This window comes from Rhizobium sp. CNPSo 3670, from assembly GCF_057784555.1.
Map to the genome: position 1 here is coordinate 49,228 of NZ_JBXSOL010000018.1, position 12,532 is coordinate 61,759.

The 12,532-nt window shown below is 59.5% G+C and carries 18 protein-coding genes and 2 tRNA genes; 8 read left to right on the forward strand and 12 right to left on the reverse strand.

The features are described from left to right. Positions 1 to 102 precede the first annotated feature (102 nt). From AC13QO_RS19330 to AC13QO_RS19340, 3 genes are all read right to left on the reverse strand, one after another. Positions 103 to 975: a DUF2497 domain-containing protein gene (locus AC13QO_RS19330; RefSeq protein WP_285193580.1), complete on the reverse strand. Its 873-nt coding sequence runs from the start codon at positions 973 to 975 to the stop codon at positions 103 to 105. A 265-nt stretch (positions 976 to 1,240) separates the two neighbouring features. Further along, positions 1,241 to 1,906: a protein-L-isoaspartate O-methyltransferase family protein gene (locus tag AC13QO_RS19335; RefSeq protein ID WP_488541551.1), complete on the reverse strand. Its 666-nt coding sequence runs from the start codon at positions 1,904 to 1,906 to the stop codon at positions 1,241 to 1,243. A gap of 466 nt (positions 1,907 to 2,372) precedes the next feature. Continuing rightward, a tRNA-Cys gene (locus AC13QO_RS19340) sits at positions 2,373 to 2,446 on the reverse strand. 269 nt (positions 2,447 to 2,715) lie between these two features. On the opposite strand from AC13QO_RS19340, the gene AC13QO_RS19345 reads away from it, so the two are divergent. Both AC13QO_RS19345 and AC13QO_RS19350 read left to right on the forward strand, forming a co-directional pair. Beyond that, on the forward strand, positions 2,716 to 2,979 hold the full coding sequence (locus tag AC13QO_RS19345; protein WP_285193582.1) for a hypothetical protein: 264 nt from the start codon (positions 2,716 to 2,718) through the stop codon (positions 2,977 to 2,979). A 112-nt stretch (positions 2,980 to 3,091) separates the two neighbouring features. Beyond that, positions 3,092 to 3,430, forward strand: coding sequence for a KTSC domain-containing protein (locus AC13QO_RS19350; RefSeq protein WP_285193583.1), 339 nt, complete (start codon positions 3,092 to 3,094; stop codon positions 3,428 to 3,430). Positions 3,431 to 3,483: 53 nt separating this feature from the next. On the opposite strand, the gene AC13QO_RS19355 is transcribed toward AC13QO_RS19350, so the two are convergent. Beyond that, a complete protein-coding gene (locus AC13QO_RS19355; protein WP_488541552.1) occupies positions 3,484 to 3,771 on the reverse strand; it encodes a hypothetical protein in 288 nt (95 codons plus the stop codon). 94 nt (positions 3,772 to 3,865) lie between these two features. After that, a complete protein-coding gene (locus AC13QO_RS19360; protein WP_285193585.1) occupies positions 3,866 to 4,183 on the reverse strand; it encodes a hypothetical protein in 318 nt (105 codons plus the stop codon). 117 nt (positions 4,184 to 4,300) lie between these two features. Here AC13QO_RS19360 and AC13QO_RS19365 point away from each other — a divergent pair. Then, positions 4,301 to 4,375 (forward strand) — tRNA-Asn (locus AC13QO_RS19365). A gap of 494 nt (positions 4,376 to 4,869) precedes the next feature. On the opposite strand, the gene AC13QO_RS19370 is transcribed toward AC13QO_RS19365, so the two are convergent. The 4 genes from AC13QO_RS19370 to AC13QO_RS19385 form a co-directional block, all read right to left on the reverse strand. Continuing rightward, on the reverse strand, positions 4,870 to 5,202 hold the full coding sequence (locus AC13QO_RS19370; RefSeq protein ID WP_285193586.1) for a hypothetical protein: 333 nt from the start codon (positions 5,200 to 5,202) through the stop codon (positions 4,870 to 4,872). Positions 5,203 to 5,499: 297 nt separating this feature from the next. Further along, on the reverse strand, positions 5,500 to 5,703 hold the full coding sequence (locus tag AC13QO_RS19375; RefSeq protein ID WP_009986102.1) for a CsbD family protein: 204 nt from the start codon (positions 5,701 to 5,703) through the stop codon (positions 5,500 to 5,502). 234 nt (positions 5,704 to 5,937) lie between these two features. After that, positions 5,938 to 6,117 (reverse strand): hypothetical protein, encoded by a 180-nt coding sequence (locus AC13QO_RS19380; RefSeq protein ID WP_085777915.1) that lies wholly within the window; start codon positions 6,115 to 6,117, stop codon positions 5,938 to 5,940. A gap of 291 nt (positions 6,118 to 6,408) precedes the next feature. Continuing rightward, complete coding sequence (locus AC13QO_RS19385; RefSeq protein WP_221157469.1) at positions 6,409 to 6,750, reverse strand: oxidoreductase; 342 nt, start codon at positions 6,748 to 6,750, stop codon at positions 6,409 to 6,411. A gap of 194 nt (positions 6,751 to 6,944) precedes the next feature. Here AC13QO_RS19385 and AC13QO_RS19390 point away from each other — a divergent pair, with 194 nt between their 5' ends. The 3 genes from AC13QO_RS19390 (at position 6,945) to AC13QO_RS19400 (ending at position 9,143) form a co-directional block, all read left to right on the forward strand. Further along, on the forward strand, positions 6,945 to 7,193 hold the full coding sequence (locus AC13QO_RS19390) for a hypothetical protein (protein WP_488541553.1): 249 nt from the start codon (positions 6,945 to 6,947) through the stop codon (positions 7,191 to 7,193). A 464-nt stretch (positions 7,194 to 7,657) separates the two neighbouring features. Then, entirely contained in the window at positions 7,658 to 8,578 is a 921-nt protein-coding gene (locus tag AC13QO_RS19395) for a hypothetical protein (protein WP_285193588.1), read from the forward strand. Positions 8,579 to 8,783: 205 nt separating this feature from the next. Continuing rightward, the gene (locus AC13QO_RS19400) at positions 8,784 to 9,143 is read left to right on the forward strand and encodes a low affinity iron permease family protein (RefSeq protein WP_085777912.1); all 360 of its coding nucleotides are present in this window, start codon (positions 8,784 to 8,786) and stop codon (positions 9,141 to 9,143) included. Between the two features lie 14 nt (positions 9,144 to 9,157). Here AC13QO_RS19400 and AC13QO_RS19405 read toward each other — a convergent pair whose 3' ends face one another. Continuing rightward, positions 9,158 to 9,577, reverse strand: a complete 420-nt coding sequence (locus AC13QO_RS19405; RefSeq protein ID WP_085777911.1) for a low affinity iron permease family protein — start codon at positions 9,575 to 9,577, stop codon at positions 9,158 to 9,160. Here AC13QO_RS19405 and AC13QO_RS19410 point away from each other — a divergent pair. Beyond that, a complete protein-coding gene (locus AC13QO_RS19410; protein WP_259668362.1) occupies positions 9,561 to 9,689 on the forward strand; it encodes a hypothetical protein in 129 nt (42 codons plus the stop codon). The genes AC13QO_RS19405 and AC13QO_RS19410 overlap by 17 nt on opposite strands. A 37-nt stretch (positions 9,690 to 9,726) precedes the next feature. Here the strand turns inward: AC13QO_RS19410 and AC13QO_RS19415 are convergent, their stop codons facing one another. Further along, entirely contained in the window at positions 9,727 to 10,029 is a 303-nt protein-coding gene (locus AC13QO_RS19415) for a DUF6074 family protein (RefSeq protein ID WP_183700885.1), read from the reverse strand. Positions 10,030 to 10,223: 194 nt separating this feature from the next. Between AC13QO_RS19415 and AC13QO_RS19420 the strand changes: the two genes are divergently transcribed. Continuing rightward, positions 10,224 to 11,489, forward strand: coding sequence for a glycerate kinase type-2 family protein (locus AC13QO_RS19420; RefSeq protein ID WP_488541554.1), 1,266 nt, complete (start codon positions 10,224 to 10,226; stop codon positions 11,487 to 11,489). Between the two features lie 17 nt (positions 11,490 to 11,506). On the opposite strand, the gene AC13QO_RS19425 is transcribed toward AC13QO_RS19420, so the two are convergent. Further along, positions 11,507 to 12,460, reverse strand: a complete 954-nt coding sequence (locus AC13QO_RS19425) for an NAD-dependent epimerase/dehydratase family protein (protein ID WP_488541555.1) — start codon at positions 12,458 to 12,460, stop codon at positions 11,507 to 11,509. Positions 12,461 to 12,532: the final 72 nt, after the last annotated feature.

A 12,532-nucleotide genomic window follows, 5' to 3' on the forward strand; every position in this document is an offset into this window, starting at 1 on the left:
GAGGTTCGAGGATGGGGGGTTGTAAATAGGATGGCCACGGCCAAGTCAATAAAAAAGCCGCCCCGGAGACCGGAGCGGCTTTTCCAGGAAAAATCAATCCGATCAGCGGCGCGGGCCGCGCGCCACGCGCTCGATTTCCTCGCGCACCAGCCGTTCGACCAGCGTCGGCAGATTGTCATCAAGCCATTCGCGCAGCATCGGGCGCAGCATGTCCTCGGCAATCTCGTCCAGCGACCGACGCTCGGCACCGTCGATCGCCGCGGCAAGCTCCTCGAAGGAGCGGCTGATCTGCAGACCGGCATCTTCCGAAAGCAGGGCCGGCTGGACCTCCTCGACAACGCTCGGCAGGAAACGCTCGGTCGACGAAGGAGCGGGTTCCAAAGCCCGTGGCGCAGTTTCGGCGGCAGCCGCGGCTTGATCGGCGACGGCGACCCGCGGTGTTTCGGCAAGCGCCGGCTCAAGCGGCTGCCGGACGGGACCAGAGGAAACGGGTGCTGCGGCAGCAGTAAAAACAGGCTGTGCCGGCTGCGGCTGCGGACTTGCAGCGCGCGGCGGCTCCGGCAGGACGGCCGGCTGCGGCTCCGGCTGGCGGAAGCCGCTCGGAATTTCGCGCAAGGCTTGACCGGCCTGCACGGCGCTGCGCTCGGAGGCGGCGCGCACGCGGGCCGCGACATCGGCAAGCGACAACGCGCGGGCCGGAGCTTCGGTCTCAGGGGCGGTGCCGGCCGAATTGGCGGCGACGAAACGCGGATCGGACGAGCGCATGGCCGGTTCGGGAAACTCGACGCCGGCATAGGTGTCATCCACCGTCAGATGGATTTCGGAGCCGTTGTCGTCGTCGTCAGCGCCGTAAACCGGCGGCACGGAAGCTGAAATCGCCTTGCCGGCGCCGGGTTCATTGCTTTCGATGATCTGGCGGATGGAGGCCAGAATTTCTTCCATGGACGGTTCACGCGCTACACTTGGCTGAGCCATATCTATCCCCGTTATCCCAACACAACGATCGGACGGTGTGGAGCGTTCATCCGAATCACCACGACCTTAGAATACCCCAGACGCGAAAAAAATCATCGAGAATCAAATGAATGCGGCCATGCACAGTTTTGTTACCCAATGTTTGCCGCCCGCCATCCGGGACGACAACGCCAGGATAAATTATGTTTGTGAAGGCTTTCCGGCAGCACTGACGGAAACGGGCGCCAATGGCGCCCGTCGCTCGAATTCACCAGGGAGAACGACGTCAGAAAACGAATTCGCGCGCCTTGGCAAAACCCGGCAGTGGCTTGACTGAAGCGTTGAAGAAGACGTTTTCCGAGATGGCGCCGCGCTCGGCGACGAAGACCTTGGCGCGAGCGGCATTGCCATAGCCTTCGACCGTGACCAGACGGCCGCCATCGCGCAACTGCCCGAGAAGAGCGGCCGGAACCTCCTCGACCGCGCCGTTGACGAAGATCAGATCATAGGGAGCGCCGGCGGCATAGCCTTCTTCGAGGGGACCGGTCACGACCTCGATCTTGCCATAGCCGGCAAGGTTTGCCTTCGCTTCGGCAGCCAGCGCCTCGTCGCATTCAAGAGCAATGACCGAGCCGGCGATGATCGACAGCAGCGCCGATGTATATCCCGTGCCGCACCCGACCTCGAGCACGAAATCGTCTTTGCCGATGGTGGCCAGTTGCAGCAGCTTGGCGAGCGGTGAGGCCTCCATCAGGAAGCGGGCCGGCTTGCCCGGCGCGGCGGGTGATATTTCGACGTCGTTGTCGATATAGGCCAGCAGCTTTGATTTCTCCGGCACGAAAGCCTCGCGCGGCACGGTGAGAAAAGCCGTCAGCACGGAATGCGAGGTAACATCCGTGGTGCGGATTTGGGTGTCGACCATCTTTGCGCGCGCTGCTTCGAAATCCATCATGTCCTCTCGCTCTTGAAAAGCGGTTCCTGTCCCTCGTCTCTTAATCTCCGCCACGGATGCTTTCAAGGCTTGGCAACGGTCGGCGAAAAGAATCCGCCAGGCGGCTCCTTCTCGCCACAGGAGGCAGGGCGCTGCAACGCAAGCGTGATATGCCCCGCCCCCTCATGTTATAATTTGCAGCGGAGTGAATAGGAGGAGCAGGCCAATGTCTGCGATTTTCGAGTATTTCACGCTGTTCGATTTTCTTATCGTCGCAGCGCTCGTCGGCATCTTTTGCTGCGGGCTGCTGGACGGTGAGACGACCTGAGGAGATCGAGCGCCGAAGCGCACTCCGGCGCAGCTTGCATGGAGTCCGCTGACCATCCGAGGCGGGGACGCGGGTTGGGTGCGCTTGACCGTAAAATAGCCGAGCGATCGCCTCGAAATCCGCGAGGTTTCGCAACCCTTTACAGCGATGAGGAGAAATTGGAGGCCTCGCCCGGAATTGAACCGGGGTACAAGGATTTGCAGTCCTCTGCGTCACCACTCCGCCACGAGGCCTCACCTGTGACCGACATCGAAAAATATCGTGTGGTGGCCGCGATTTAGACCAGCTCTAGAATGAGCGCAAGACCTTTCATTCTGAATGTGATCCTTTTTTCATTCCGAACAGGCGTTAGCGGAAAATCCTGCGTGACCCGCTCCACGCTTGGATGATGATAGCGGGTTAACTACATACCAATAAAAGTCCAGCCCTTCGGCATCACCCCAAATAGTTACGATTGCAATGCGAACCGATTTGGTTGATCCCCATTTTCTGGGGAGAAATCATGCACGACGCGACATTCGGCGGGACTGCCAAAGACATCTTTTTTTCAATCCTTGCCACGCTCAAGCGCCTCTCGAGGATCTATGTGAACGGAGGCAAGGAAGACGAGTGGGGCTACGCCCTCGTTACCGAAACTGTCATCGACATCAACACGAAGATGCCGATCACCGGCCACGTGATGCGCAAGGTCGTCGACGGCAAGTTTGTTCACCGCCAGATGACAGAGGAAGAGTGCGAAGATTTCGACGCCGGCCGATCCTGGTGAATTGCCTGCCACTCGGGACATGAAAAACCACCGGCGGCATTTGGACAAATTCCCAACTTGACTTAGAGCGCCTGCCCGCCATCTTATCGCCGTGGGAGGGATAGGAGCTGCGATGGAATGGGCTGCCCTCAAAGAAAGGCAGGGACGTGCGGCATATGATGCCGAGACCCGGGATCTCCACGTAAAGTTCGCCGGTTCCGCGCCAGTGAAACATGCGAACATTCCGCCACATGTCTACCAGAACCTTCTGGAAACGAACGATCCGCACTTCTATTACCGGTATTATATCGCGCCATCGCGCGTCTCACCGGCCCGTCGACAACCGGTCTCGATGGTCGTCCACGGACTGAAGCTCGTTCTGCTTCTTGCCGCCTGCAGTGTGTTGATGGCAACCGAGCTGGATTCGGGCCATGGCGGGATTTTCGAGGAAAGCGAACTGAGATCGAATTAGAATCGCAATCATCCGGATCCATGCAGCTCGAACTCGACGGCGGGCCCGTGTGATCAGCCGACGATGATGCCGACGCTTTCAAGCGAGGTCCTGTTCAGGGCGCGGTAGCGGCGATCGTCCCGACCGCGGTCGTTCCTGCCGTCGCGCTCATTACGGCCGTTAAAATTGCGATAGTTGCGAGGCCCGTTATACCAGCCTTCGCCTTGATCGATGACGCACCCTTCGGGGCGGCGGCAGATACCGCCCGCGTCAAAACCCCGGCTGTCGACGGCCTGGGCCTCGGCTGATGTGGCTGAGACCATCGCCGCTACTGAGAAAACTGCAATAAAAAATGGCTTCATATCCTCACCCGGATCATCGTGGTGCGTTTCAGCTCCATAAACCACCAATGCCGAAAACGATCCACGTTCCGCAGGGCGTCTCCCGCGACCGCCGTTAGCCGGCCGGCGTTCGCCGCCTGTGCCACCAGACTGCCAGCCGGCGCCGAAGCCGGCGGGCGATGGAAAGATCATGCGAAAGCACTAGGAGGCCGAGCGGCAGCATCCAGAAACCGAGGACCGGCAGGAAGCCCAGCAATCCACAGAAAACCAGGGCCGCACCGATTGCCATCCGTCCGATGCGTGAGTGCGGCATGCCAATGCTGAAGGAGCCGAGCATAAGCCTGTGGTTTACGTGGTCGATACCGAAGCGCCCTGCCCGCCTTCTGCGCTTTTCGCTGCTCGTTGTCTCTTGGCGATCATTCCTATTTGTCATTTCCCAAAGATGGGCGCAGACTGTCCAAATACAAGTTCATTTCATTTTTTTGAAAAAACCGCTTGGCAAATCGGACAAGCATTTGTATTAGCCCACTCACACCGCGCCAAGCAGTGATCCCTGGTAGCTCAGCGGTAGAGCATTCGACTGTTAATCGACAGGTCGCCGGTTCGAATCCGGCCCGGGGAGCCAATTCTAGAAATAAGTGCCTGTTTTGTTGAGCAATCCGAAGGCAGGCACTTACTTCTCCGCTTTCCCCCAATTTTGAAGTCATATGTTGCCGTCGCCTAGGCTATAATTTTTCTGTCACTGATTTATCCCAACATTAAATCCGCCATTGGCGGCACACCGACCGTAGGCGGCAAGGCACTGCTCTAGCCTAGTCCTAAATCCGCACCCGCCTAAACCTTGCGAAAGTTCCCAAGGCGCGTGGATTCGGTCTATCTGAAGCTTTTGCTGGTAACCACGGATGTACTGGGCCGTGCTAATGCAAAAGAAGGGTCGGCGCTGGCATTCGCCCGATCCTTCTCTTTTGCGACAGTTCAGTGGCTACTGCTGATAGCTCCCTTCCCTGTCCGAGACCTTCACTCCCTCGCACCGCAGCTGGGCAGATCCAGACAGGTATCGGCGCAGGTCACCCTACTGCATGTTTTCATGCCGAGCGCAGTTGCCGTTAGTGCTGCCGACTAAAAGTCAAAATAAACGGTCACACCTGACCGACGGGGATAGGGGTAATCGTCGCGATAGCCATAATAGTCGCGATAGCCGTGATAGTCGCGGTAGCCGTAATAACGCGGACGATAGCACGAGCCGTAATACCGGCAGTCGCGGTAAGCGTACCGGTGTTTCTTCCAGTGGCCATACGCATGACCATTACCGTGGCGACGGTGTTCGACCTGCTCGACGTCGGCGGTGTGTATAGCTACCGCTTTCGGCACGACGATCGGCGCGGCGTTAAGCGGCAGGGCGAAAGATGCAGACAAGACAATGGCTGCAAGCGAGGAAAAAAGCATCTTCATCGGCGCATCCTTTCAAGCTGCGATTCTGGGTTAACAAGCATTAACCTCCGATGAACGACGGCCCGCTCACAAAAACACCAGACGACGCACCGCTGGTTTGGCCGCGGGTGGTGCTCGAGCCGGCCATCGGTGTTCAGAGCAAGCGCACACGGGCAGTCAGCCGGCGGCGACCGGTTATCGAGGGAGCGCGCCCGGCGCTGCTGCCTGACCGCCGGCATAAGGTCGATAAGATGTGAAAATGGCACGCCCATTAAGTTGGGCGTGCCGAGTTACCGATCCGTGCTCCGATAATGCGACTTACCAGGTCTGGCGATTATACCAGTCGTCAATGTCTCGCCGGGTACGGTCTTTCTCGTAGCCGTAGCGCTCCTGGATCTTGCCTTCGAGCTGATCGCGCTTACCGTTGATGACGTCAAGATCGTCGTCGGTCAGCTTGCCCCACTGCTCCTTGACCTTGCCTTTCATCTGCTTCCAATTGCCTTCGACGCGGTTCCAATCCATGGCTTATTCCTCCTGTCGTTAGGAAAGAGGAACGGAGATGAGCGATAAGGGTTCCGCTTCGGCAGGCGGCCAGCCAGTACAGAATCAACATTCTTCGTACGGGCAGCGAGTGGCAAGACTCCGCCTCGAGCGGCTGGAGGCTCCGATTGGGTGTTCAGCATGTCGGATCGAGCGCTTTGTTCTCGCAATTTTGGTCGTCCGACCCCAGACATCGGATTTGAAGCGGCTCCCTCTCTAATAGCTGCACGAACGGCCGTCGCCGGGCCGGAAGCCGTCGGCGCAGGCCGGGTTCATGGAATCGCCAGGCTGGTATCCCGATGCCGAGCCATATGAATTTGGCGGCGTCGAGCAAGCTGAGGCAATGACCGACAGGCCAATTGCTCCGGCCGCTAAGAATGCTCGAAATCTGTTCATGAATACTTCTCCCATTTCCGCTGCGCTCGGTAAGCGAGAGTCCCTTCTTCCAGAACCACGGGAGCATTTCCCGAACTCCTCCGAAATCACTCTGCGGCTGAAGATATAGGCGCAACTCTCAACGGACGTCAGCTTCAGCCGCGAAAATTCGTGCGGGTCGTTAAAAATTATGCGTGCAATACGTTCATATCGTCCGCCATCCTCGCGGTATTGAAAGACAGCACAACGCATATGGCGCGCCCCGGAAGCGATACTGACTTCCGGGGCAAGTTGACGAAGCGGCTCGAGCTTTCAGCGGCATGCATTTGCCGCATCAGGTTGTGTCGAGCTATTGCCGGAGGTGGGAGCCGGGTTGCCGGTGCCGCCGGCCTGCTGGCGCTGACAGTCGTTCGGATCGCCGCCGGATCCGTTCGCACCGGTCGCACCGGCGCCGACAGTCGTATTTGCGCCAGCACCGCTGGAGTTCGTGTTGCCGGAACCGCTGGCGTCCGAACCAGACATGGTGCCGCTCCCGGAACCTGAGGCTCCGCCGCCGCTGCCGCTGCCCGATCCCGAGCCTCCACCTGATTGCGCCATTGCCGACGTTGCCAGGCCAATCGTGATTGCTGCTACTGCCATCATTCTCAGAAGCATTGGATATCTCCTCGCTGCTTCATTGCCGATAGGCAGCAAACAAAAGCCTCTAGAGATTGTTTCAGTTCGAAAACGTACAGGAACGTCCCTGCGTCGCTCACCGCCTCGGCCGATGACCGAACGAACGGCGGAAACGCCTTCATTCTTGACTCGAAGGTGGATGAGAACATAATAGGAACATCGGTGGGGCGCAAATGAAAATAGGATTGGAAGCTCTGAAGGAGATCGAGGCCGTGCGTCCGCAGGCAGCCGAGAAATTAGCAGAAGAAACGTTGAGAGGAGAAGTCGACGCAGTTGTCGCTTTTCACCAAGGGGACGTCCGTGCCGCCATTACAACGCTGCTGCTGGATTGCCGTCACCTCAGACTTCAGCTCGTCCTGAGAGATAAAGGCGTGAGCCGCGGCATGGCCTGTGAACGGACAACGACCGTTGAAAGGCCATGAGACATCGTCGCGGTATCGGCCTCGCGCCTCCTGATCGCCACTCCGTCGAAATCGAAAAGGCAACATTGGCGACGTTGCCGGAGTGGTTCGTCATGTATGCCCGTTGCCACGCATGTCGCCGCCAGATGCTTATCGAGCGGCGGAATATTGCCCGGCGCTGCGGCCAGAACCTGTCTCTCGCCAGTCTGGGCAAACGCCTTCAATGCCAAGGATGCGGCAACCGCTCCGGCAATCTGCTACTCCTTCAAATGCTGCCGCGCGATTGACAGGCAACCGCGCGCTTCAAACCGACCGCTTCCACCGGCGGGAACAAAACGCCATCGTTAAAAGTTGTGTGGCATCAACCACGTAACGTCGCCTTTGACAGGAGGTCTCTCATGGGTCGCGGTATTCTACTTTGGCTGCTTGGTGTTCCACTGCCGATCATCATTCTTCTGGCTCTGTTTATGCGATAGGAACGGATCATGTCGGTTTCAATGACAGGTTCCGGAGAGGTTGCCACTCCGGTCGAATCCTCTAAATCCGCCATGACATGGGGACCCATCTTCGGTGGCGCGGCCGCCGCCATCGGAGTAACCCTCATCCTTCTTCTTCTGGGATCCGGGCTTGGACTGACGATGGTGTCGCCCTGGTCGGGACAAAGCAGTTCGCTCGGCACGCTCGGCATCACAGCGGCGATCTGGCTCGTTCTCGTGCAATGGCTCTCCTCCGCGCTCGGAGGCTATGTAACCGGCCGCTTGCGCACAAAATGGGCCGCCGTCCACACCGACGAGGTTTTCTTCCGCGACACCGCGCATGGTTTCCTAAGCTGGGCTCTGGCAACCATCTTCGTCGCCGGATTTCTTGCGTCGTCGCTGACGTCGCTCGCCGGCGCCGGTGCACAGGCGGTAGGATCGGCCGCGCAAGCCGTAGGCTCGACCGCCGCGGCCGCCGGTACGGCAGCAGCAACGTCGTCAACCTCGCCGCTGGATCTTTCCACCGCCTATTTTACCGATGCATTGCTACGCCCTGACCAGGCGCGTGCGGCAGCGACATCCAACGATGCTGCGGCAACGTCGGAAGTCTCCCGCATCCTCCTCAAAGGCGCTGCCGAAGGGCAAGTTCCAGATGAGGACAAGGCCTATCTTGCCACCATCGTCTCTGCGCGGACCGGTCTCTCCGAAGCCGATGCACGCGCCCGCGTGGATGCGGTGCTGAAGCGTATTGACGACGCTAAGGCCGCCACGCAGAAGGCTGCCGACGAGGCACGAAAAGCCGCCTCGACCACGGCATTGCTGGGATCCCTGTCGCTTCTGGTCGGCGCCTTCATAGCCGCTGCGGCTGCGGCTCTGGGAGGATCGCAACGCGACGCAGAGGAAGATCTCGTCGTCACATCCCGCCTCTAACTGAGGGCGGCGCGGTCTCAACGGCGCGCCCCAGTCCTCGGCTCGGCAGTCAGCCTGACGAAAAGCACGCACGCCACGCTAAAGCCGGTAGAGGAGCGTATGAAGACGTGAAACGCCAAAGCGCATCTGAATAATCCCGACATGCCTGGTGATGGAAACGGCCACGATCTGCTCCATCTTCCTTTATGGGACTGTGGAGAGCCATATGCGCTGGCGCTTTCGACTGATTTCCGACCTCGCCGTTTCATGGGCAGGGCACCGTGTGGTTCCTGTCGCGCTGATTGGGTTCATAACTCTATGGACGGCAGTCGGTTTAAGATTTTCCTTTCCCCGGCAGTGGTTTCTGCTGACCAACATGGTGGGCACGCTCGTCACATTCCTTATTTTGCTGCTGCTGCAGCACTCCCAAAATCGGGACATGAAGGCACTCCATGCCAAGCTCGACGAACTGATCCGATCAAGCGAGGCAGGAAACCATTGGATCGCGGCCGAGAAGAAAGATGCCGACGCCATTGAAGAGATGCGGCAGCAACATCAAGACCAGATTTCGGCGAAGCGAGTGTGAGGAGATGGGCGCCTCTAACCGGACGTTGCCTCTGCGCCGGATTTCTCGTCCGATTTCTCATCCGCCTTCTCCTCGACGCTTTCGGCCTTTTCTGCAAGCGTCTTGCTCATTTCCCTGAGCTCGCCCTCGTCGAGCTTTTCGATGCCGACAAATTTATTGGCGGCCTGACTCGTCAGAATGAGCTCGTCAAGCTTGGCCTGCAAAGCCTTTCCGTCACGGTTCTGGCTGTTCTGCAACACAAACACCATCAGAAAGGTGATGATGGTGGTCGTCGTGTTGATCACGAGCTGCCACGTTTCGGAATAATCGAAATATGGCCCGGACACTGCCCAAACGAGGACGAGCATCAGAGCTGCGATAAAGGTGAACGGCCTTCCCGACAGCTCGGCGACGGCGGTTGCGAAGGAAGAGAAGAAGTTGGATTTGTTCGACATTCGAGAAGGCTCCCGCAGCATCAATGCTGTCAATCGACAACATCAACTCCACATCCGGGCGGAAGTTCCTCATGCCGTCGAGGTCGATCCGGACGGCATGCTCAATGCATGAGATTGCTGGTCAGACGCGTCGGATCAAACCCGATGAATCAGCGTTTCTGTGATTTGGCAACGGCCTGCTTCTGGTGGCTGAGGACCAGTTCGATCTGGACATCTTGTTGAAACTCCATCACCCGCTGACCGACAAGGCTCTCCGGCATTCCCGCGGCCAGAAGCTGATCGGCAAGCCTGCGGCACTCGGCCTTCCAGAATTCGACTGCGTCCGCGCCATGCCGGCGGCCGAGTTCCCGGGCGCAGCGCTCGATATTGGCAGTTCCGGTTGCGGAGGGAAAGGCGATAACCTTGCCTTCGTGAGAGGTGGCGGCGGGGCGGCAGGTCGTTTCAGTGGCCATCGAATACAGGTTTCCTTTGATCCTATATGTTGTCTACGGGAGGATGGTTAATGCTTTCTATTCGTTCGCCTCTTCCAATGCCGAGACTCTGCGTCACTGCCGTCAGATCACCGCATCTTCGGCCTTGACGCCGCCACGCCGATACGCCGACAGTCTCGGTCACAATCGACACCTTGAGGCAGCAGAGACCAACGATGACGATAACCGCCCCCCGCGATTTCCTGAAAAGCCTGTTCGACGCGGCAGTTCGCGCGGCCGATCCGCTGACCGGCATCAAATCGCACCTGCCGGAGAAACCGAAAGGAAGAACCGTCGTGATTGGCGCCGGCAAGGGCGCGGCGCAGATGGCGCGGGCGCTCGAAAGCGCATGGGCCGGACCGATCGAGGGGTTGGTGGTCACGCGATACGGCTATGGCTGCGAAACGCGCTTCATCGAGATCATCGAGGCAGCCCATCCGGTGCCCGACGCTGCTGGGTTCGCTGCCGCCAGACGGTTGATGGAAACGGTGAACCGGCTGACGGAAGACGATCTCGTGATCGCGTTGATCTGCGGCGGCGGCTCGGCACTGCTGCCCGCCCCGCCGGAAGGATTGACGCTCGAAGATGAAATTGCGCTCAACGAAATGCTGCTTGCGTCGGGCGCGCCGATCTCGGCGATGAATGTGGTGCGCAAGCATCTCTCCACCATCAAGGGCGGAAGACTGGCGGCAGCGACGAAAGCGAGAGTCGTCAGCCTCATCGTTTCGGATATTCCCGGCGATAACCCGGCCCACGTCGCCTCCGGGCCGACGGTGCCCGACGGTTCAACACGGCACGAAGCGCTGGAGATCATCAGGCAGTATGGATTGCAGCTGCCGCAGGCCGCGCTCGACCATCTGAACTCGCCAAAGGCAGATGCACCGCGGCCGGACGATCCGATATTCCTGCGGCACGAGCATCACATCATCGCCTCTGCGGGCGTTTCGCTGGCGGCCGCCGCCGCCGAGGCGGAATCACAAGGGATCACGCCGGCAATCCTTTCGGATGCCATCGAAGGCGAATCGCGTGACGTGGCGCTGGTGCATGCGGCCATCGCCCGCGAGGTCCTCGGGCGGAACAGGCCATTCTCGAAGCCGGTCGTCCTCCTGTCCGGCGGCGAGACGACGGTGACGCTGAAAGCCAAAGGCGGCAAGGGCGGGCGCAATGGCGAATTCACCCTTGCCATGGCGCTTGCAATCGATGGGCAAGACGGCATTGCTGTGCTGGCTGCCGACACCGACGGGATCGACGGCTCGGAAGACAATGCCGGCGCCTTTGCCGATGACGGCACGGTGAAGCGTCTGCGCGCCGCCGGGCTCGATCCGCGCCGGCTGCTCGACGGAAATGACAGCTACTCGGCGTTCAAGGCTATCGGCGATCTCTTCGAGACCGGTCCGACCGGAACCAATGTCAACGATTTCAGGGCGATCCTCATCCGTTAGAGACGACTAACCGGCGATCAGGTCTTGATCCGTCCCTGCCCGACCAGCCAGCCGACCGATTCCTGCACCGCCTGCAGAGACGTATACCTCGGGGTGTAGCCCAACAGGCGCCGGGCTTTGGCAATCGAGCAGTTCGGACTGCGGGCGATGTGCTCCCATGTCGCCTCCGCGTCCTCGGCCGTCTGGCCTTCCGCCCAGGCGTCGAATGGTGCGAAGGTGAGCTTCGGGTCCTGCCCAAACCACCGCGACATGAATTCGGCGTAGCCGCGAAGCGTCACGGCCTGCTCCGATACTGCATGGAAACTTTCGCCGATCGATGCATTCCGATTGGCGATCGCGTCCATGAACATCGCCGCCACGTCGTCGGCATGGACATGATGAACGGTCTCCAGACCGAAATTGGGCAGCGCCAGAGCCTCTCCGCGGGCAAGGGTCGAAAAGACCTGCAGATTGAAATTGCCGGCCGGATTGAGCGGCGCCCATCCGGGGCCGACAATGTGGCCGGGATGAATGATGGTCGCCGGAAAACCCCGAAGTCTTGCCTGCTGCAGCAGATAGTTTTCGATCGCCGCCTTTTGGATGCCATAGTCACCGAATGGAGACTTCGGCGCTTCCTCCCGTGTCGGCACGGCCACCGAATATCCATGTGTCCAAATCGTGCCGGTATGTAGGAAATGGCCGACATGCCCTGACAGCGCCGTCACCAGCTGCTCGGCGCTTTCCAGCGTGAAGCAGATCATATCGATGACGATATCGGCGTTCAAGGCCCGGACGGCCGGACCGAATTCGCCGGTCCGCTCCATCTCTACCCGGTCCATCTGTCGCTGATCGACGGAGGCCCAAGCGCGGTTTGCCGTATAAGGCCTTGCCGCGCCGCGGCTGATGGTGACGACGTCGTGACCCGCCTCCACCAGACGAGGAACGAGATAGGTTCCGACATGGCCCGTTGCCCCAATGACCAAAACGCGCATTGTCTTCCCTCCCGATGGCATGATCCGCTGCGACTATGCTGCGCCGTCCAGCGATCGTGCAAGCAGACTTTT